This window comes from Leifsonia sp. NPDC014704 (genome assembly GCF_043083605.1).
Taxonomy (GTDB): domain Bacteria; phylum Actinomycetota; class Actinomycetes; order Actinomycetales; family Microbacteriaceae; genus Leifsonia.
Window position 1 is genome coordinate 393,595 of the sequence record NZ_JBIBYW010000001.1, and the last position, 19,021, is coordinate 412,615.

At 70.1% G+C, this 19,021-nt stretch carries 16 protein-coding genes; 10 read left to right on the forward strand and 6 right to left on the reverse strand.

Features of this window, described 5'->3' with window-relative positions:
- The first annotated feature begins 181 nt into the window (after positions 1-181).
- From ACF1AJ_RS01965 to ACF1AJ_RS01975, 3 genes are read left to right on the forward strand one after another with little or no spacing between them, the layout of a single operon-like run.
- Positions 182-1,129, forward strand: a complete 948-nt coding sequence (locus ACF1AJ_RS01965) for a MetQ/NlpA family ABC transporter substrate-binding protein (protein WP_391505909.1) — start codon at positions 182-184, stop codon at positions 1,127-1,129.
- Positions 1,129-2,172 (forward strand): methionine ABC transporter ATP-binding protein, encoded by a 1,044-nt coding sequence (locus tag ACF1AJ_RS01970; RefSeq protein ID WP_391505910.1) that lies wholly within the window; start codon positions 1,129-1,131, stop codon positions 2,170-2,172. Before ACF1AJ_RS01965 ends, ACF1AJ_RS01970 begins: the two co-directional genes overlap by 1 nt.
- Positions 2,169-2,828, forward strand: a complete 660-nt coding sequence (locus ACF1AJ_RS01975) for a methionine ABC transporter permease (protein WP_391505911.1) — start codon at positions 2,169-2,171, stop codon at positions 2,826-2,828. Before ACF1AJ_RS01970 ends, ACF1AJ_RS01975 begins: the two co-directional genes overlap by 4 nt.
- A gap of 90 nt (positions 2,829-2,918) precedes the next feature.
- Here ACF1AJ_RS01975 and ACF1AJ_RS01980 read toward each other — a convergent pair whose 3' ends face one another.
- Positions 2,919-4,193 (reverse strand): citrate synthase, encoded by a 1,275-nt coding sequence (locus ACF1AJ_RS01980; RefSeq protein WP_391505912.1) that lies wholly within the window; start codon positions 4,191-4,193, stop codon positions 2,919-2,921.
- Between the two features lie 19 nt (positions 4,194-4,212).
- Between ACF1AJ_RS01980 and ACF1AJ_RS01985 the strand changes: the two genes are divergently transcribed.
- On the forward strand, positions 4,213-5,385 hold the full coding sequence (locus ACF1AJ_RS01985; RefSeq protein WP_391505913.1) for a citrate/2-methylcitrate synthase: 1,173 nt from the start codon (positions 4,213-4,215) through the stop codon (positions 5,383-5,385).
- A 44-nt stretch (positions 5,386-5,429) separates the two neighbouring features.
- On the opposite strand, the gene ACF1AJ_RS01990 is transcribed toward ACF1AJ_RS01985, so the two are convergent.
- Positions 5,430-7,004: a phosphatase PAP2 family protein gene (locus tag ACF1AJ_RS01990; RefSeq protein WP_391505914.1), complete on the reverse strand. Its 1,575-nt coding sequence runs from the start codon at positions 7,002-7,004 to the stop codon at positions 5,430-5,432.
- Between the two features lie 151 nt (positions 7,005-7,155).
- Here ACF1AJ_RS01990 and ACF1AJ_RS01995 point away from each other — a divergent pair, with 151 nt between their 5' ends.
- Positions 7,156-7,599, forward strand: coding sequence for a hypothetical protein (locus tag ACF1AJ_RS01995; protein ID WP_309860344.1), 444 nt, complete (start codon positions 7,156-7,158; stop codon positions 7,597-7,599).
- Positions 7,600-7,733: 134 nt separating this feature from the next.
- Positions 7,734-9,035, forward strand: a complete 1,302-nt coding sequence (locus ACF1AJ_RS02000; RefSeq protein ID WP_391507416.1) for an MFS transporter — start codon at positions 7,734-7,736, stop codon at positions 9,033-9,035.
- A 73-nt stretch (positions 9,036-9,108) separates the two neighbouring features.
- On the opposite strand, the gene ACF1AJ_RS02005 is transcribed toward ACF1AJ_RS02000, so the two are convergent.
- Complete coding sequence (locus ACF1AJ_RS02005) at positions 9,109-11,553, reverse strand: ATP-dependent DNA ligase (RefSeq protein ID WP_391505915.1); 2,445 nt, start codon at positions 11,551-11,553, stop codon at positions 9,109-9,111.
- 99 nt (positions 11,554-11,652) lie between these two features.
- Here ACF1AJ_RS02005 and ACF1AJ_RS02010 point away from each other — a divergent pair, with 99 nt between their 5' ends.
- Positions 11,653-12,585, forward strand: a complete 933-nt coding sequence (locus ACF1AJ_RS02010; protein ID WP_391505916.1) for a Ku protein — start codon at positions 11,653-11,655, stop codon at positions 12,583-12,585.
- Positions 12,582-13,553 (forward strand): DNA topoisomerase IB, encoded by a 972-nt coding sequence (locus tag ACF1AJ_RS02015; protein WP_391505917.1) that lies wholly within the window; start codon positions 12,582-12,584, stop codon positions 13,551-13,553. Before ACF1AJ_RS02010 ends, ACF1AJ_RS02015 begins: the two co-directional genes overlap by 4 nt.
- A gap of 104 nt (positions 13,554-13,657) precedes the next feature.
- On the opposite strand, the gene ACF1AJ_RS02020 is transcribed toward ACF1AJ_RS02015, so the two are convergent.
- Positions 13,658-15,079 carry an MFS transporter gene (locus ACF1AJ_RS02020; protein WP_391507417.1) on the reverse strand — a complete coding sequence of 474 codons (1,422 nt, stop codon included), beginning with the start codon at positions 15,077-15,079 and terminating at the stop codon, positions 13,658-13,660.
- Between the two features lie 307 nt (positions 15,080-15,386).
- Here ACF1AJ_RS02020 and ACF1AJ_RS02025 point away from each other — a divergent pair, with 307 nt between their 5' ends.
- Positions 15,387-16,298 carry a sigma-70 family RNA polymerase sigma factor gene (locus ACF1AJ_RS02025; RefSeq protein ID WP_309860336.1) on the forward strand — a complete coding sequence of 304 codons (912 nt, stop codon included), beginning with the start codon at positions 15,387-15,389 and terminating at the stop codon, positions 16,296-16,298.
- 67 nt (positions 16,299-16,365) lie between these two features.
- Here the strand turns inward: ACF1AJ_RS02025 and ACF1AJ_RS02030 are convergent, their stop codons facing one another.
- Positions 16,366-16,800, reverse strand: a complete 435-nt coding sequence (locus tag ACF1AJ_RS02030) for an ATP-dependent DNA ligase (protein WP_391505918.1) — start codon at positions 16,798-16,800, stop codon at positions 16,366-16,368.
- On the opposite strand from ACF1AJ_RS02030, the gene ACF1AJ_RS02035 reads away from it, so the two are divergent.
- The gene (locus ACF1AJ_RS02035; protein WP_391505919.1) at positions 16,799-18,379 is read left to right on the forward strand and encodes an SDR family oxidoreductase; all 1,581 of its coding nucleotides are present in this window, start codon (positions 16,799-16,801) and stop codon (positions 18,377-18,379) included. The genes ACF1AJ_RS02030 and ACF1AJ_RS02035 overlap by 2 nt on opposite strands.
- Here ACF1AJ_RS02035 and ACF1AJ_RS02040 read toward each other — a convergent pair.
- A complete protein-coding gene (locus ACF1AJ_RS02040; RefSeq protein WP_391505920.1) occupies positions 18,267-18,914 on the reverse strand; it encodes a MarR family winged helix-turn-helix transcriptional regulator in 648 nt (215 codons plus the stop codon). The two genes, ACF1AJ_RS02035 and ACF1AJ_RS02040, sit on opposite strands and share 113 nt — an antisense overlap.
- Positions 18,915-19,021: the final 107 nt, after the last annotated feature.

A 19,021-nucleotide genomic window follows, 5' to 3' on the forward strand; every position in this document is an offset into this window, starting at 1 on the left:
GGGAACGCTGACCCCACTCACCCTACGCGTGGCCCACCGCGACCGTAAGGGTCGCCGGATGAACAGGCGGCGTCACATTTCGCAAGACGTTTTGACCATTGTCGGCGGCTCGGGAGAGGCTCGGAAGTGCCGCCACCGCGTTCGCCGGCACATCCCCCCTTCACGAGAGAGAGGCACAGCCATGTCCGACGCCACCCCGTCCACCCCCGCGCTCCCGGAGAAGCCGAAGCGCTCCCGCACCGGCCTCTTCGTCGGCATCGGCATCGCCGTCATCGCGGTGATCGTGGCCGTCGTCCTCGTCGTCGTGAACCTCACGGGATCGGGCGCCGCCACCGCCAAGAGCGTCACGGTGAAGATCGGCACCACCGAGGCATCCTCGCCGTACTGGGCCGTTCTGAAGAAGGAGGCGGCGAAGGAGGGCATCGACATCCAGACCGTCAACTTCCGCGACTACACGCAGGCGAACCCGGCGCTCGCCGACGGTCAGCTCGACCTGAACCTGTTCCAGCACCTGCAATTCCTCGCCAATTACGACGTGCAGGCGAAGCAGAACCTGGTGCCGATCGGCGCCACCCTCGTCGTCCCGCTGCCGCTCTACTCGACCAAGCACACGAGCCTCGACGACATCCCCCAGGGCGGGAAGATCGCCATCCCGAACGACCCGACCAACCAGGCGCGCGCCCTGCTCGTGCTGCAGAAGGCCGGTCTGCTGAAGCTGAAGAATGGCGGAAGCACCCTGGCCACCCCCGCCGACATCGACGCCGCTTCCTCCAAGGTCACCGTCATCCCGGTGGATGCCGCCCAGACCGCCCCGGCCCTCAGCTCGGCCGACGGCGCGATCATCAACAACAACTACGCCCTGACCGCAGGCATCGACCCCAAGTCGGCGCTGTTCCAGGACGACCCGAAGTCGGAGACCGCCGAGCCCTACATCAACGCCTTCGTCGCGCGCGAGAAGGACAAGGACAACCCGACCTACCTGAAGATCGCGAAGCTGTACCACACGAAGGCCGTGACGGATGCGGTGCTCGCCGAGTCGAAGAACACGGCGGTCATCGTCAACCGCTCCGAGTCCGACCTGATCGGCATCCTCGACGACCTCAAGAAGACCATCGAGGCGGCGCAGTAGTGCCCGACACTCCCACCGCGGGTCCCATCATCGAGTTCCGCGGCGTCACCAAGAGCTTCGGCTCCGGCGGCGCCGCGGTTCCGGCCGTCGACCGGCTGGACCTCACGATCGGACGCGGCGAGATCTTCGGGATCATCGGCTACTCCGGTGCGGGGAAGAGCACCCTGGTCCGGCTGATCAACGCGCTGGAGCATCCCACCGCGGGCGCCGTGATCGTCGACGGTCGTGACCTGACGACGCTGCGGGAGCGGGATCTGCGGCGCGTGCGGGCGGGGATCGGCATGATCTTCCAGCAGTTCAACCTGTTCCGCTCGCGCACCGTGTTCGGGAACGTCGCCTACCCGCTCAAGGTGGCGGGCTGGCCGGCCGACAAGCGCAAGCAGCGGGTCGCCGAGCTGCTCGCCTTCGTCGGCCTCACCGACAAGGCGTGGAGCTACCCCGACCAGCTGTCCGGCGGCCAGAAGCAGCGTGTCGGCATCGCCCGGGCGCTCGCCACCAACCCCGACATCCTGCTCGCCGACGAGGCCACCAGCGCTCTCGACCCGGAGACGACCTCCGATGTGCTCGCCCTGCTCAAGCGCGTGAACCGCGAGCTCGGCGTCACCATCGTGGTCATCACGCACGAGATGGAAGTGGTGCGCTCGATCGCGGACCGCGTCGCGGTGCTCGACGCCGGCCGGGTGATCGAGCAGGGAACGGTCTTCGAGGTGTTCTCCGACCCGCAGACGCCGACAGCGCGGCGGTTCGTCGGCACGGTGCTGCGCAATCAGCCGGGAGAGGCGGACATCGAGCGCCTCCGCGGCAAGCATGCCGGGAGGATCGTCTCGGCACGCATCCACGACGACGGCCGTCTCGGGTCGGTGCTGTCGGATGCGGTGGGCCGCCACAACGTGCGCTTCGAGATCGTCTACGGCGGCATCTCCGCCCTGCAAGGGCGGTCGTTCGGAAGCCTCACGCTCGAGCTCCTGGGCGAGCCGGGCGACGTGGATGCGCTGATCGCCGAGCTCCGCACGGTCACCGAGGTCGAGGAGGTGGCCGCATGACCGACTGGTCGACCCTGTGGCCGGTGTATCTGGAGTCCATCGGCCAGACGCTGTGGATGGTCGTCGCCACCCTGGTGCTCGGTGGCATCCTCGGACTCGCGCTCGGCGTCCTGCTCTACACGACCAGGCGCGGCGGACTGCTCGAGAACCGGGCGCTCTTCACGGTGCTGAACGTCGTCGTGAACTTCATCCGCCCGATCCCGTTCATCATCTTCATGACCGCGATCGCGCCGCTGACGCAGTTGGTGCTCGGCACGTTCCTGGGCACCCCCGCGGCGATCTTCCCGATGACGATCGCGGCGACCTTCGGCATCTCCCGCATTGTGGAGCAGAATCTCGTCACCATCGAGCCGGGTGTCATCGAGGCGGCGCGGGCGATGGGGTCGAGCCCGTGGCGGATCATCACGACGCTGCTCATCCCCGAGGCGCTCGGTCCGCTCATCCTCGGTTACACGTTCATCTTCGTCGCGATCGTCGACCTCTCCGCCATCGCCGGCAGCATCGGCGGCGGTGGCCTGGGCGACTTCGCGATCTCGTACGGGTACCAGCGCTACAACTGGGCGGTGACGTGGATCGCCGTAATCACGATCGTGGTGCTGGTGCAGGCGGCGCAGTTCCTCGGCAACGGGCTGGCGCGCAAGGCGCTGCGGCGCTGACCGCCGATCCGCGGGTCGCAACGCGCCATTGAGGCGTCGCCGTAACGGCGTGTTGCGACCCACGGATGCCTTCCCGGGAGGCATCGCCGGTCACGGGCCGACGTACCGGCCGACCGGCCGCAGCCGCAGCGGGCGCTGCGCGTACTCGTCGAGGGCGTGCACGATCCAGCCGACGGTGCGGGCCGTGGCGAACACGACCTCGCCAGCGTCGTCGCGCATTCCCGTCGCAAGCGTGAGCGCGCCGAGCGCGAGGTCGACGTTGGGATGCACGCCGGTGCGCTCGCGGACGACGTCGCTGATGGCCCTCATCGCCGCCGTGACCTCGGCGTGGCGTGGGTCGTCGGCCAGCATCCCGAGCAGGATGCGCGCCCGCGGATCGCCCGACGGATAGAGCGGCTGGCCGAATCCCGGAACGGGTCCGTGCGTCGCGACCACGGCATCCGCGACCGCGCGGGCCGGATCCTCGCCCGAGACGACGCGTGCCAGCAGCCGGTGCGCCGCCCGGCTGGCGTTCCCGTGCAGCGGCGAGTCGAGCGCGCCGAGTCCCGCGACGACGACGCCGTACGGGGTGGCGCGCGCTGAGGCCGCGGCGCGAGCGGCGAGGGTTGAAACAGCGATGTCGTGGTCGAGCAGCAGCACGAGGGCCGCATTGAACAGCCGGATGTCGTCGGCCGACGCCGCCGCGGGGGAGAGCCGGGTGAACAGGCGGGAGGCGAGGTCGAGGTCGGGGCTTCCGGACGGGAGCGCTGCCGGCCCCGGGTCGCCGTCGGCGTGCCGTCTCGGCTCGAGCACCTCGACCATCCCGGCCACGAGGCGCTCGGCGGCGGAGGCCACCACCGCCGCGTCGAGGGAGGCGCGCAGCGGATCGGCAGCCGCGAGGGCGCTCACGGCGACGAGCTGGCGGTCACGGTCGCCGGCCAAAGCGGGAAGGGCGCCGGTTACGGCCCGCGCAGCCGCGAGGCCCGCTCCGGGCGCGAATCGCGCCGTCGCATCCCACTCGCCGGTGAGCGCCCAGCGTGCGACCGTCTCGAACGGCTCGGCAGCCAACCGGTCGACCGGCCGGCCGCGATAGCGAAGCTCGCCGTCTTCGATGAGGGCGAAGGTCGTCTCTATCACCATCAACGGGCGACCCTCGGAGTGGCCGCCGTCGGCGGATGGACGGCGGCGTCTGCTCGCCGCGAACCGCTCGACCTCCAGAGGGTCGAAGGTGGATCCCTCCGCGGTGCGCTCGCGTCCGAGCCGACCGCGCGCGACGTACGCGTACAGGGTCTCCAGCTTCACGCCGAGCCGCTCGGCGGTCTGGTCGGCGGTGAGGCGGGGGAGCGCATCCATATTGATCCGATCAACGTTGACGATGTGTTGCATCCACGTTCACACTACCGATATGGACAGGATGGACGACACCCTCATCGACGTTCCCCGCGGCCTCACCAACGTGGTGGCCGCGCGGACGGAACTCGGCGATGTGCGCGGTCACGAAGGCTTTTACCACTACCGGCAGTACTCGGCCGTCGACCTCGCGCGCGAGCGGACGTTCGAGGAGGCGTGGCACCTCCTGCTGTTCGGTTCGCTGCCGGGCCCGATGGAGCTGGACGCGTTCCGTGCCCGCATCGCGGCGGCCCGATCGATCCCGTCCGAGGTGCGCGACCTGCTGCCGGCGATCGCCCGGCTGACGACGGGCGGGGATGCGCTGGCCGGTCTGCGCATGGCGCTGACCGCGGTGGGTGCGGCGGACCGGGCGCGTCCGCTGTACGACGAGAGCCCGGAGGCCCGGGTGGAGGACGCGATCCGCACCGCCGCGGTCACGCCCGTCCTTCTCGCCGCACTCCACGCGCTCGCCGAGGGGCGCGAGCCGCTCGAGCCGCGGGACGATCTCGGGTACGTCGCCGGGTATCTCCAGCTGGTGACGGGTCGCGAGCCGACGCCGCCGGAGGAGCGCGCGCTGAGTGCCTATATGACCGCGGCGATCGATCACGGGTTCAACGCCTCCACATTCACCGCCCGGGTGATCGCGTCGACGGGGGCGGATCTCGCGTCGGCGGTCGGCGGGGCGCTGGGCGCGCTGTCCGGGCCGCTGCACGGCGGCGCACCGAGCCGCGCCTTGGACACGCTGGATGAGATCGGAACGCCGGATCGGACGGACGAGTGGGTGCGGCGCACGCTCTCGGAGGGTGGCCGCGTGATGGGCTTCGGACATGCGGTGTACCGCACGGAGGACCCGCGTTCGCGCATGCTGCGCGAGTTCGCGGAGGGGTTCGGCGGACCGCGCGTCGAGTTCGCGGTGCAGGTCCAGACCCGGGTGCAGGAGCTCCTCGCGGAGCTGAAGCCCGGCCGAGAGCTGCACACGAACGTGGAGTTCTACGCGGGCGTCGTGATGGAGCTGTGCGGCATCCCTCGATCGATGTTCACGCCGACGTTCGCCGCCGCACGGGTGGTGGGATGGACGGCGCACATCGTGGAGCAGGCGGCCGACGGGAAGATCCTGCGGCCGTCGTCGCGGTACGTCGGACCTGCTGCTCCCGAGCCGCTCCCGGCACGGGAGGCGGCCGTGCACTGAGCGGCGTTCGCGTCGCGCCGCGGCGGCCCATCACCGGGCGGCGGTCACGCCTTCGGCGAGTACACCTTCAGCGCCGCCGGTCGCACGCGGAGGGTGATCTTCCGCGGGTCCCCCGGCGTCTCGGTCGACGCCTCGCCGTCGTGCGCGTAGCCGGGGTCGTCGCCCCGCGCCGCGATGGTGATCTCGTCGACGGTGCGCGCCTCGAGCGCGGGCGGCCCCTGCAGGAACGGCAGCCGGGCGACCAGGGCGTCCGTCCTTCCTCCGAAGGCGAGGGCGACCGCGCCGCGTGATCGCGGCTTGCCGTTGGCGAAGAGGATGCGCACGTCGAGCAGGTGATCGTCGAGGCGCCGGCGCTCGATCGGCGCCACCGCGACCGGGTAGTACCGGTCGACGCCGACGAACACCGACCAGACCGTTCGCACCCGGCCGTCGATCTCGATCTCCAGGGGATCGCCGCGGCGGACGACCCGGATGGCCGCGATCAGCGCAGCGATCGGCTTGCCGAGCCGCTTCTCGTGCTTTTCGCGCTCTTCGACGAACGACGGGTAGATGCCGACCGACGCCGTGTTCAGCACCGTGATCGTCTCACCCGTCCCGAACGTCAGGTCGGCGACGTCGACCTCGCGGCCGGAGCCCGCGGCGAGTGCCTGCAGCGTCGCGTCGACCGTGTCGAGCAGGGAGGCCTTCGCGAAGTGGTTGAACGTTCCTCCCGGGAACACCAGGAGCGGGAGCTCTGCCTCACGAGCGCGTTGCGCGACCGCGGCGACCGTGCCGTCACCGCCGTAGACGCCGAGCACGCGCGGCGGCGTCTCCGCCTCGAGCCGGCGTCCGATCACCTCGCCGATGTCGTCGCCGTCCGCGAGCTCGTGGATGTCGGCCTGCGGCAGCCGTTCCCGAAGCAGCGGCGCCGGCTTCGGGCCGCCGAGCCCGCGACCGGATCCCGGGTTCACCACGATGAAGACGCCATCGCCGGTCTCGCTGGCGGGAAGGTCGATCATGCGAGCCGTCGGCGGGTCGCGACGCACGACGGGCTTCACCGCCGGAGCGGCGAGGTTCAGCGCGACGGCGGCCCCGGCGCCGATCGCGGCGCCTCCGGCGACGTCCGACAGCCAGTGCGCCCCGGTGTGCAGCCGCGAGTAACCGACACCCGCCGCAAGGGGCGCCAGGACCGCGCCGGCCGCCGGCCACTCCAGCGCCGCTCCGGTGGCGAAAGCGGCGGCGCTCGCCGTGTGACCGGACGGGAACGACGGCGAGGTGGGGGAGCGCTCCAGCCGTCGGGCGAGCGGGATCGACGTGAGCGCGGGCCGGTCGCCGCCGATCAGTCGCTTGCCGACCAGGTTGGCGACGAAGCTCGCGAGGCCGAGCGAGGCGAGTCCTCGCGCGGCAGCCCGTGGTCGACCCAGGGCGACCAGGACGGCCGCCGCAGCGAACCACAGCTTGCCGTGGTTGGCCGCGAGGGTGAGGCCGCGCCAGAAGCCATCGGACACGGCGCCCGTGGTGCGCGCATTGATGCGCGACGCGACGCTCGCATCCCACCGCTTCAGACGGGCGGGGAGCGAGAGGCGCCGGGGAGTGCGGCGCGAGGTGCGCGATCGGGTGCGACGACGGGATGCTGCCATACCGCCAACGTACGCCGAGGCGGTCCGGCGAGGCGCGCATCCCCGCCGTCTGTGGACAACCGCCGAGGACGCGGAGTTGTGGACGACTGCGCACGACCCACCCTGTGGACGGCCTCTGCGCGACGTCGCCGCGGGCGGTAGGATCGACGGCGTGAGCACGCACGTCATCTCCCAGCCCAACGAACAGCAGCGCGACGTCGTCGGCAGCGACGAGCACGGCACGCTCGTCCGCAGCCTCAGCACGACCCTGCCGACCGCCCTCGGCAACCTCCTCGCCACGATCGTCGTGCTGGCGTCGCTCGTCATCGGCATCTGGAGCCTCGTGGCCACCTGGACCGGCAACGCGGAGGACTTCCTGCCCTTCTTCCAGGTCTCGGTCGCGGCCACCGTCGTGTCGCTCAACGCGCTCTACGCCCGCCGGACGTTCAGCTACGTGATCACGCTCATCGGCGCGATCCTGTGGCTCTGGGTCTCCGTGACGCCGTTCACCCCGTTCTTCCAGGTGCTGCTCCAGGCGATCACCGTCGTGATCATGCTCGCAGGCGTCGTCTTCTCGACCGCCGCGGTGCGCCTCAGCAAGCAGCCTCGCTTCTGAGCACGGACCGGCAGCGCGGGACGGACCCGCACCCCAGCCCCGACCGGACCGGCATCGACCGGACCGGCATCGACCGGACCGGCCTCCCCGACCCGACCGCGTCGGCGGACCCGTCGGCGCCACCGGCCGAGACGCTGTCGCGGCGCCGTCACTTCGTCGACCTCTCGCCGCTGCGCGAATCCCCGGCTTTCGCCCGCCTGTGGGCGGGCGGCGCCATCTCCGGCATCGGCTCGCAGATGACCATCGTCGCGGTCGGCCTGCACATCTACGACCTCACGCACTCGACGCTCGCGGTGTCGCTGGTGGCGCTGTTCGCCCTGCTCCCGATGATCGTCTTCGGGCTCTACGGCGGCGTCCTCGCCGACGCCTTCGACCGGCGCACCGTCGCGCTGGTGACCGCGATCGTCGCATGGTCGTCGACGGCCGCGCTCGCGCTCCTGGCCTGGCTGCACATCCCCGTCGTCTGGCCGCTCTACGTGATCACGACGATCAACGCCGTCGCCGGGGTGATGATCGGGGCGACCCGCCAGGCCATCACGCCGCGACTGCTGCCGGTGAGCCTGCTCCCCGCCGCCAGCGCGCTGGGCGGCATCAGCATGGGCGTCATGGTGACGGTCGGCCCGGCGCTCGCGGGCCTCCTGGTCGCGACGGTCGGCATCCCGTGGACCTACACGGTGGATGCGGTGCTCTTCACGGCCGCGTTCCTCGGCATCTTCACCCTCCCGTCGATCGTGCCGGAGGGCGAGCGGAAGAGCGCGGGACTCTCCTCGGTGCTGGAGGGTCTGCGGTTCCTCCGCACCGCGCCGAACCTCAGCATGACGTTCGTGCTTGATGTCGTCGCCATGACCTTCGGCCAACCGCGCGCGCTGTTCCCCGCGGTGGGTGCGCTGCTGATCGGCGGCGGCCCGATCACGGTGGGCATCCTGACCGCGGCGGGAGCGGTCGGGACGCTGCTCTCGAGCGTCTTCTCCGGGCGGCTCGGCGGCGTCCGCTGGCAGGGCCGCGCGGTCGAGCGGGCGATCATCGCCTACGGGGTCAGCATCCTCGGCTTCGGCATCGTGCTCGCGGTGGTCGCGTTCACCGGGACGGCCGGCGGCGGAGCGTCCCTGGTCGAGGCCAACCTCCCCGCCCTGATCGCAGCGACGGTGCTGCTCGCCGCCTCGGGAGCGGCCGACAACGTCAGCTCGATCTTCCGGATGACCATCCTGCAGGCCTCCGCGCCGGATGCGATGCGCGGCCGGCTCCAGGGCGTCTTCACGGTCGTCGTCACGGGCGGCCCGCGCCTCGGCGACCTCTACATCGGCGTGCTGGCCGTGACCGGGGCGCTGTGGTTCCCGCCGCTCCTCGGCGGCCTGCTGATCGTCGTACTGGTCGGAGTGATCGCCCGCGTCCAGGGCTCGTTCCGGCGCTACGACGCGCTCGCCCCCACACCGTGAGTCTTTCGCCGAGGTGCACGTAGTGGTCGCTATTCGGGCGAAATAGCCGCCACGACGTGCACTTCGACGGTGGTCAGGACTCGCGGACGACCTGGTCGGGCCGCTTGTCGGGGCGGAGCCCGCGCCAGGACGGCTGCCGCAGCCGCCCGGGGCCGGTCCACTCGGCGAACTCGACCTCGCCGACGAGCTCCGGCCGCACCCAGTGCGCGCCCCGCGCGTCGGCGGACGGCACGCCCTCCAGCGGCGGCGTCTTACGTTCGTGCGCTCCGAGCTTGGCGGCCAGATCGTCCAGCACCCGGTCGGTGAACCCGGTCCCGACCTTGCCGACGTAGCGCAGGGTGTCGCCGTCCGGGATGCCGAGCAGCAGCGCGCCGATGGTGTTCGCGCGGCGGCCGTTGCCGGGCGTCCACCCGCCGATGACCACCTCCTGCGTGAGGTGGTGCTTGATCTTGATCCACGATCGCGAGCGGCGGCCGGTCGCGTAGGTGCTGTCGCGGCGCTTGGCCATGACTCCTTCGAGCCCGAGTTCCCGGCTGGATGCGATGGCGTGGTCGAGATCGCCGTCGAACGCCGGCGGCACCTGCACAGGGTCGCCTCGACCCGGCCGCAGCACCTCGGTGAGGAGCTCGCGGCGCTCGTCGTAGGTGTCGCGTGTGTGCTTCTTTCCGTCGACCTCCAGGACGTCGAACACCATGTAGTGCGCGGGCGCACGCTTGAGGGCGGCCTGAACGTCGCCGGGCCGGGTCAGTCCCATCCGCGTCTGCAGCAGCCCGAAGTCGGGCCGGCCCTTCGGATTGAGGGTGACGATCTCGCCGTCGAGGACGAGGTCGTGGTCGCCTGCGAGGTCGACGAGTCCGGCGAGGTCGGGATAGGTCACGGTCACGTCGTTGCCGTTGCGGGTGGTGAGCCGCAGCCGGCCGCCGCGCACCTCGGCGACCGCCCGGATGCCGTCCCACTTCATCTCGAACGCCCACTCGTCCTCGTCGGTCACGTCCGCCTGCGAGCCGAGCGTGGCGAGCATGGGGGAGACGGGGTCGCCGGTGATCGCCGGGCCCGGCTCGCGGGAGGCCGCCGCGGAGGGGCGCTTGGACCTCGACTCCGGCTCCGCGTGCTCGTCCTGCCCCTCCGTCTTCATGAGGTGGATGAGCCAGTTCTTCTCGTCGCCGCCTTGCGCCGTGCGGATGAGCGCGAACGTGCGGGGTTCGCCGCCGAGGCCGCCGTCCGGCTGGCCGTGCAGCGTGGCGATCACCTCGTCGTCGCGCCACTTCTCCAGCTCGTAGTCGCCGTGGTCCCAGATGTCGACGTGCCCGGCCCCATACTCGCCGTGCGGGATGTCGCCCGCGAAGCTCCCGTACTCGAGCGGATGATCCTCGGTGTGCACCGCGAGGTGGTTCTGCTTGGTGTCGGTCGGCGTGCCCTTCGGCAGCGCCCAGCTGACCAGCACGCCGTCGTTCTCGAGCCGGAAGTCCCAGTGCAGCCGCCGGGCGTGGTGCTCCTGGATGACGAACGAGCGTCCCTCCCGGGCAGCGGGCCGCTCGGCGGGCACCGGCTCGGGGGTCTTGGTCGCATCCCGCATCGAGCGGTAGGTGGACAGGCGGTCCGGCTCCGACGCGTGGCCCCCGTGCCCGGCGGAGAGCTCGGCCAGCGGGTCGCCGCGGCGCTTCAGCCGCTGCATGACCTCGCGATAGTCGAGGTGCTCCAGGCTCTTGGAGGCGAGTTCGCGCCAGGTGCGCGGGGCCGCCACCGTGGGATGGAACCGGCCGCGCAGCGAGTACGGCGCGATCGTCGTCTTCGCGCCGTTGTTCTGACTCCAGTCGACGAGCACCTTGCCCGCGCGCAGCGACTTCTTCATGTCGCTGACGACGAGGTCGGGATGGTCGGCTTCGAGCGCGCGTGCCAGCTCGTGCGCCACCGCGCTGATCTGGTCGCTGGTCTGCGACCCGTCGAGGGCGGCATAGAGGTGAATGCCCTTGGAGCCGGACGTGACCGGCATCGGGTCGAGCCCCATGTCGGTGAGGATGGCGCGGGCCAGCCGGGCGACCTCCGCGCAGTCGACGAGGGTGACGCCTTCGCCGGGATCGAGGTCGAGCACCAGCCGGTCGGGGTTCTTCCGCTCGCCGCCGCGTCCCACCCGCCACTGCGGCACGTGGATCTCGAGAGACGCGATCTGCGCCAGCCAGATGAGCGTCGCACGGTCGTTGACCAACGGGTACGTGTTGGTGCTGGTCTTGTGCGTGATGGACGCCTGGCGCACCCAGTCCGGGGTGGAGGACGGGTCGAGGTTCTTCTGGAAGAACACCTCCGCCGGATCGTCGGGCGTCCCCACGCCGTGCACCCAGCGCTTGCGGGTCGCGATGCGGTCCCGGATGTGGGGGATCATTGCGTCGGCGACGGCGTTGTAATAGCCGAAGATGTCGGCCTTCGTCGTCCCCGTCTCCGGGTACATGACCTTGTCGAGGTTGGTCAGCTTGAGGCGGTGGCCGTCGATCTCGACGACCTCGGTGTCCTGGGCGGCCATGTCCTCACCGTACGCCCGGGCCGTACGGTCGCGGATGCGTTCCGGCGCATTCCCTGATCATGGCTTGAAAATGCGCCTGTTGCCGGACACGATGGGCACATGAGGGCCATTTGGACGGGCGCGATCACCTTCGGTCTGGTCAACGTTCCGGTGAAGGTATACAGCGCGACCGAGGATCACGACGTCCCGTTGCACCAGGTGCACGACGCGGACGGCGGCCGCATCCGCTACCAGCGGCGCTGCGAGATCGACGGCAAGGTGATCCCGTACGAGCACATCGTGAAGGCGTACGACGACGGTGACCGCACCGTCATCCTGACCGCCGAGGACATGGCTTCGCTGCCCTCGGAACGCAGCCGCGAGATCGACGTGGTGGAGTTCGTCCCGAACGACCAGCTCGACCCGCTGATGTTCGACCGCAGCTACTACCTGGAGCCGGACTCCAAGTCGCTGAAGGCGTACGCGCTGCTGCGGAAGACGCTGGAGGACGAGGAACGCACCGCGATCGTGGAGTTCGCCCTCCGCCAGAAGACCCGGCTCGGCGCCCTGCGCGTGCGCGGCAACGTGCTCGTGCTGCAGACGCTGCTCTGGCACGACGAGATCCGGGCGGCCGACTTCCCGGCGCTCGATCAGACCCCGCGCATCTCGGACCGCGAGCTGCAACTGTCGAGCGCCCTGATGGAGAGTTTCGCCGGCGACTTCGAGCCGGAGAAGTTCAGCGACGAGTACCAGGACGAACTGCGCAAGCTCATCGACGCCAAGCTGGAGCAGGGGGAGAGCGTCGACACCGCCGCCACCTTCGGCGAGGAGGAGGAGAAGAAGGGCGGTGGCGAGGTCATCGACCTGATGGAGGCTCTGCAGCGCAGCGTGGAGCGCAGCCGGTCGTCGAAGTCCTCCGGCGACAAGTCCGGCGAGAAGAAGCCGGCGGCGCGGAAGAGCTCCGCCTCCGGGTCGAAGTCCGCCTCATCGAAGTCGTCCACCGCATCCACGCGTAAGGCCCCGGCCAAGAAGTCTGCGAAGAAGCCCGCGTGACGCGGCTGAAGCGCAGCAACCCGTCCGGCCCCGGGTACCACCGGCGGATGACGGATTCGGGACCGGTGTACGAGGACGAGGCGGGCAACACGATCGTCGACGAGCGGGAGCTGGAGCGCATCCGCTCGCTCGTGCTCCCTCCCGCCTGGCAGGACGTGTGGATCTCGCCGGACGCCCGCGGCCACATCCAGGCCGTCGGCACGGACCAGGCCGGCCGCCGCCAGTACCGCTATCACGACTCGTGGAGGCTGCACCAGGACCGCGTCAAATTCGAGCGGGCCGCGCAGCTGGCCGAGACTCTTCCGTCGGCACGCCGCAAGGTGACCATGGACCTCCGAGAGGAGGGGTTCGGCCGCGACCGCATCCTCGCCGCCGCCTTCCGCATCATCGACCTCGGCAGCGTCCGGATCGGCAGCGAGGAGTACCTGCACGCCAACGGCAGCCGCGGGCTGACGACCCTGCTCTGCCGCCATGCGCGTATCGAGGACGACGACATCACGCTGACGTTCCCCGCGAAGTCGGCGCAGAAGTGGACGAGCACCATCACCGACGCCGACCTGGCGGAGCTGCTGCGGCAGATCCAGGCACTCCGCGGCCAGCGCTCGCGGCTTCTGTCGTGGAAGGACACCACCTGGCACGCGATCCGCCCGGCGTCCCTGAACGAGTACATCCGGCGGCAGACGCGCGGCGAGTTCACCGCGAAGGACTTCCGGACGCTGCACGGCACGATCGTCGCGGCGGAGGCGCTCGCCGAGCTGGGCGTCTCGGGGTCCGACTCGCAGCGGAAGAAGCGGATCAGCGCCGCCGTGAACGAGGCGGCTGCCGCCCTCGGCAACACCCCCGCGATCGCGCGGAACAGCTACATCGACCCGCGCATCTTCGACCGCTACCGCAGCGGTGAGGTCATCGACACGTCCGGCGGGCGCGCCCCCGAGCCGGCTCTCCTCGAACTGCTCTCCACCAGCTGACGCCCCTCACACGCCGACAGCTCCTGAGTTTTTCCTAGCGACACGCTGTCGCGGGGGCGAAAAACTCAGGAGCTGTTGGCTTGGGACGGGGATTAGGGACAGGGTCAGCGGTTGGCGGGGGACTGGGCTTTGGTGGAGGCGGAGAGCGGGGCCGCGATCTCCTCCAGCGACTTGCCCTCCGCGTTCACGCCGAGGAAGAGCTCCACCAGCCCGGCCGCGATCATGAGGCCGGCCCCGATGTAGTACCCGATGGCCACCTGGTGGATGCCGCCCTCGATCAGGGTGCCGAACAGGATCGGGCCGATGATGCCGCCGATGCCGGTGCCGACCGCGTAGAAGAACGCGATCGCCATGGCCCGGGTCTCCATCGGGAAGATCTCGCTGACGGTGAGGTAGGCCGCGCTGGCGCCGGCGGAGGCGAAGAAGAACACCACCATCCAGCACGCGGTCAGCCAGAACGCGTCGAGCAGACCCGCGTCGAACAGGATGGCCGTCCCGACCAGCAGGACGCCGCTGCCGACGTACGAGAGGGTGATCATGAACTTCCGCCCGACCGTGTCGAACAGGTGCCCGAGCAGGAACGGCCCGAGGAAGTTGCCGATCGCGATCGGGACGAGCGCCCACGGCGCCACGTCGTCCGGCACGTTGAGCAGCTTGGTGAGCACCAGCGAGTAGGTGAAGAACACGGCGTTGTACAGGAACGCCTGGCCGATGAACAGCGAGAGTCCGAGGACGAACCTCTTCGGGTACTGGGTGATCGCGACGCGCACGATCTCGCCGAAGCCCGTGGACCGGCGCTGGTGGATCTCGATCTCGCGGTCCCGAGGCACGCTCTCGAGCTTCTGGTGGGTGTCCTTCTCGACGCTCTCCTCGATCTCGTCGACGAGCTTCTCCGCCTCCTCGTCGCGGCCGTGGATGAACATCCACCTCGGCGACTCCGGCACATTGCGGCGGACCAGCAGGATGACGAGGCCGAGCACCGCGCCCAGGCCGAACGCGATGCGCCAGCCGATGTTCGGGGCGAAGATGTCGGTGTTCAGCAGGAACACGGTGAGGATGGCGCCGAACGCGGTGCCGAGCCAGTACGACCCGTTGATGGCGAGGTCGACCAGTCCGCGCCGCCGTGCCGGAATCAGCTCGTCGATCGCGGAGTTGATGGCCGCGTACTCGCCGCCGATACCCGCACCGGTGAAGAACCGGAACAGGAAGAACATCCACGGGGTGACGGCGAAGGCTGTCAGCACGGTCGCCACCAGGTAGAGGCCCAGGGTGATGATGAACAGCTTCTTCCGGCCGAACCGGTCGGTGAGATGGCCGAACACCAGCGAGCCGGTACAGGCTCCGGCGACGTAGATGGCCGCCGCGAGTCCGACCTGGGCGGTGGTGAGGCCGAGGCCGCTGTCCGGTTCGGTCAGGCGGCTTCCGATGGCGCCGACGATTGTCACCTCGAGGCCGTCCAGGATCCACACGGTCCCGAGTCCGACGACGACGAGCCAGTGGAAGCGGGACCAGGGGAGGCGGTCCATGCGAGCGGGGATGGCTGTGCGGATCGTCTTCAGCGACGCCGCGTTCCTCTGCGATGTGTGAGCTGTCACTCCGGGGACTGTACGGGTGCTGTGTATCCGAAGGGAGAGCCTTGACAAACCGAGATTGATTTGCTCCATCGGTCGTTAGCGCACCGTCGGTACCCCTGTCAACCCCTTGTTGGGGCACGGGGTCCATTGCTTATCGTGGCTAACGAACCACCGACCCGGAAGGGAACGTGGAACACCCGAACTGAGAGCACTTAAAACGAGGTCGCCCGTGCGTACACGGGCTGAATGGGATGACACGATGACGACGCTCGAAGTTACCAGCGACCCGGTACGGGACTACCTCAACGCCATCGGCCGCACGCGGCTGCTGACCGCCGACGAGGAAGTCGCCCTGGCCAAGAGGATCGAGGTGGGAGTGCTGGCCGGAGAACGGCTGGCGATCCGCCCGAACCTGACCCCCCGCGAGAAGCGCGAACTGCAGTACCTCGCCGATGACGGCAAGCGTGCGTTCGAGCGCTTCATCGAGGCGAACCTCCGCCTGGTGGTGAGCATCGCCAAGCGCTACGCCGGCCGCGGCCTCCCCGTGATGGACCTCATCCAGGAGGGCAACCTCGGTCTCGTCCGCGCCGTCGAGAAGTTCGACTACCGCACGGGCAACAAGTTCTCCACGTACGCCACCTGGTGGATCCGCCAGTCGATCCTCCGCGGGATCGCCGACACGGCCCGCCTCATCCGCATCCCCGTGCACACGGTGGAGAAGATCGACAAGCTGGACCGCATCCGCCGCGACCTGGGCGGGGAGCTGGGCCGCACGCCCACCCTGGAGGAGATGGCCGAGGCGTCGAACCTCGACCCCGCCGAAGTCCACAAGCTGCAGATGAGCGACTCGGAGACCGTGTCGCTGGCCGTGCCGGTCGGCGAGAACGAGGGCGCCGAGCTCGGCGACTTGATCGAGGACGGCGACTTCGCCGGCCCGCCGGAGGCCGTCGAGGTGGAGTTCCGTCACCGCGACCTGGAGGAGCGCCTTCGCGAGCTGCCGCCGCGCGACGCCAAGGTGGTGCGCATGCGCTTCGGTCTCGACGGGCAGAAGCCGATGACCCTCGACGAGGTCGGCGAGGTGTACGGCATCACCCGTGAGCGCGTCCGCCAGCTGGAGACCCGCAGCCTCAAGCGCCTCCGCTGCCCGGAGCTGCTCGAGTACCTGCGCTGAAGCGAGAGCACGACACGAAGGACCCCGCATCCGATCGGATGCGGGGTCCTTCCGTGTGTGGTTGCGTTCAGCGCCCGGGGGGCGAGTCCGCGTCGACCTCGTCTGCGCCCAGCGCGCCGATCTCCTCGGTCAGCTGGAGACCCTGCGAGCTGTTCGACGACGCCGTCAGCTGCTCCAGCCAGGTCTTGTTGATGCGCGGGTACCGGCCGCCGCTGTAGCGGAAGAGCAGGGGGATGGCCGGGTCGATCCAGATCGCGCTCCGGCCGTCGCCGACGCCCTGCTCGTCGCGCCACGAGAAGAAGAAGCCCTCTTTGCGGCGGAGCTTCAGGCCGATGACGATCTGCAGGTGCGCCAGAACCCTGTCCTCGAAACCGATCTCGGTGGTGCCACCGTAGACGAGCTTTCCCATACCGAAAACGTACAGGATGGTCACCCCGGTCCTGGCGACGGCATACGGCTGCCACACCCGGATGTTCGTCCACGGGCGTACTGTCGGCAACATGAGGCCGTCCCGCATCCTGGTCACCGGCGCCACCGGTTATATCGGAGGCCGCCTGGTCCCGAGGCTGCTCGCCCGCGGCCACGACGTGCGGGTGCTGGCGCGCACGCCGCAGAAGCTGACCGATGTGCCCTGGGCGGGCGACGTGGAGGTGGTGCAGGGCGACCTCCACGACGCCGACGCCGTCGCGCGGGCGGTCCGGGATGTCGACGTCGTCTACTACCTCGTCCACTCGATGCGGGCCCGCGGAGACTTCGACGAGGAGGAGTCCGCCGCCGCCCGCACCGTCGCCGAGGCGTCGAGGGCGGCCGGCGTGCGCCGCATCGTGTACCTCGGCGCGCTGCACCCGGAGGGCGAGCTCTCGCGGCACCTGCGCTCGCGGGTGGCCGTCGGCCGCATCCTGCTCGACTCCGGCGTCCCGACCGTCGTGTTCCAGGCGGGCGTGGTGATCGGTTCCGGGTCCGCGTCGTTCGAGATGATCCGGCACCTGACCGAGGTGCTGCCGTACATGCCGGCGCCGCGCTGGGTGCGCAACCGCATACAGCCGATCGCCATCCGCGACGTCCTGCATTATCTGCTCGAGGCGGCGGAGCTCCCGCCGGACGTGTCGCGCGCCTTCGACATCGGCGGACCGGACATCCTCCGCTACGGCCAGATGATGAACGCGTACGCCCTGGAGGCGGGTCTGCCGCAACGGCCGATCGCCTCCCTTCCGGTGTTCACGCCGTGGCTGGCCTCGCAGTGGGTGAACCTGGTCACGCCCATCCCGCGCAGCCTCGCCGTTCCCATCATCGAGTCGCTGCAGTACGACTGCGTGATGCGCGAGCACGACATCGACGCCGTCATCCCGCCGCCGCCGGAAGGGCTGACCCCGTATCGCCGGGCGGTCCGGCTGGCCCTGGCGCGAGAGCGGTCGGGGGAGGTGGAGACCAGCTGGCAGGACGCCTCGGTGGCCGGAGCCCCCAGCGATCCGCTGCCGAGCGACCCCGAATGGTCGGGCCACACCGTCTACACCGACCTGCGCGAGCGCGACTCGACCGCCGATCCCGAGATGCTGTGGCGCGTCGTGGAGGGGATCGGCGGGGAGCGCGGCTGGTACTCGTTCCCGCTCGCCTGGGCGCTGCGCGGCTGGGCGGACAAGCTGGTCGGAGGCGTCGGCCTCCGCCGCGGACGCCGCGACGCCGATCACCTGAACACCGGCGACGCGCTCGACTGGTGGCGGGTCGAGCGGATCGAACGGGGGAGGAGTCTCCGGCTGCGCGCCGAGATGCGGGTCCCCGGGCGTGCCTGGCTGGAGCTCGCGGTCCGTCCGCGCGAGGGCGGGGGATCGCAGTACCGCCAACGTGCGGTGTTCTTCCCGCGCGGTCTTTCCGGCCGCCTCTACTGGTTCGCGATCCTGCCGTTCCATGGCGTGATCTTCAACGGGATGGCCAACCGCATCGTGTACGAGGCGGAGCACCCGAAGGCGGCTAGCCGCGTCGCGCGTCCGACGCGGCAGCAGAATCCGGATCCGAGTCCTGCGCCGCAGTCTCCGGGTCGCCCGAACCCACAGCAGGAACCGACGCCAGCGTCGTCTCGCTGAGGTCGCGAAGGAAGCGGGTCACCGTGTCACGGTCCTGGGGGCTGAGCGAACGCACCACCTCGAAGCGGCGGGCGTGCTGCAGCCCCATGGTCCGCCGGACCTCGCGGTGCGTCTCCGGCGTGATCTCGACGGTGACGGCACGACGGTCGGTGGGGTGCGGGCGTCGGACGACGTGGCCCGCGCGCTCCAGGCGGTCGAGCAGCTTCGTGGTGGATGCCGTCGAGATGTGCAGGTGGTCGGACAGTGCCCCGGCGGTGACCGGGACGTCGGCGTTCATCGACGCGATGATGTACCGCAGGGCCCGCATGTCGGTCTCGTTGAGCTTCATGTGGGTGCGGGATTCGAAGCTGAGCCGCTGGTCGGCGTCGCGCCACTCGCGCATCGCCGCGAGCAAGCGGACGATCTGGGCCAGCTCCTCCTCGCTCAGGTCGTCGTGGCGGACGAGCTCCTGGCGCGGGTCGATGACGCGTGGATCGGTGAGGGATGCGGAGATGCGGCGTGCGTCGCGTCGCGCGTCATCCCGAGCCGGTGTCATGCGAACATCCTATTCCTATCCGTAAGAATCGTGCTAGGTTATTTGCTACCCAAGCTAGACAAGGGAGCCCGGGTATGACACAGCTGCACCCCGAGACACAGACTCCT

Excerpts from the sequence above, each read along its gene's own strand:
- ACF1AJ_RS01965 (WP_391505909.1), top strand. The coding sequence starts at position 182 with ATGTCCGACGCCACCCCGTCCACCCCCGCGCTCCCGGAGAAGCCGAAG.
- ACF1AJ_RS01975 (WP_391505911.1), top strand. The coding sequence starts at position 2,169 with ATGACCGACTGGTCGACCCTGTGGCCGGTGTATCTGGAGTCCATCGGC.
- ACF1AJ_RS01980 (WP_391505912.1), bottom strand. The coding sequence starts at position 4,193 with ATGCAACACATCGTCAACGTTGATCGGATCAATATGGATGCGCTCCCC.
- ACF1AJ_RS01985 (WP_391505913.1), top strand. The coding sequence starts at position 4,213 with ATGGACAGGATGGACGACACCCTCATCGACGTTCCCCGCGGCCTCACC.
- ACF1AJ_RS01990 (WP_391505914.1), bottom strand. The coding sequence starts at position 7,004 with ATGGCAGCATCCCGTCGTCGCACCCGATCGCGCACCTCGCGCCGCACT.
- ACF1AJ_RS02005 (WP_391505915.1), bottom strand. The coding sequence starts at position 11,553 with ATGGCCGCCCAGGACACCGAGGTCGTCGAGATCGACGGCCACCGCCTC.
- ACF1AJ_RS02010 (WP_391505916.1), top strand. The coding sequence starts at position 11,653 with ATGAGGGCCATTTGGACGGGCGCGATCACCTTCGGTCTGGTCAACGTT.
- ACF1AJ_RS02020 (WP_391507417.1), bottom strand. The coding sequence starts at position 15,079 with ATGGACCGCCTCCCCTGGTCCCGCTTCCACTGGCTCGTCGTCGTCGGA.
- ACF1AJ_RS02025 (WP_309860336.1), top strand. The coding sequence starts at position 15,387 with ATGACGACGCTCGAAGTTACCAGCGACCCGGTACGGGACTACCTCAAC.
- ACF1AJ_RS02035 (WP_391505919.1), top strand. The coding sequence starts at position 16,799 with ATGAGGCCGTCCCGCATCCTGGTCACCGGCGCCACCGGTTATATCGGA.
- ACF1AJ_RS02030 (WP_391505918.1), bottom strand. The coding sequence starts at position 16,800 with ATGTTGCCGACAGTACGCCCGTGGACGAACATCCGGGTGTGGCAGCCG.
- ACF1AJ_RS02040 (WP_391505920.1), bottom strand. The coding sequence starts at position 18,914 with ATGACACCGGCTCGGGATGACGCGCGACGCGACGCACGCCGCATCTCC.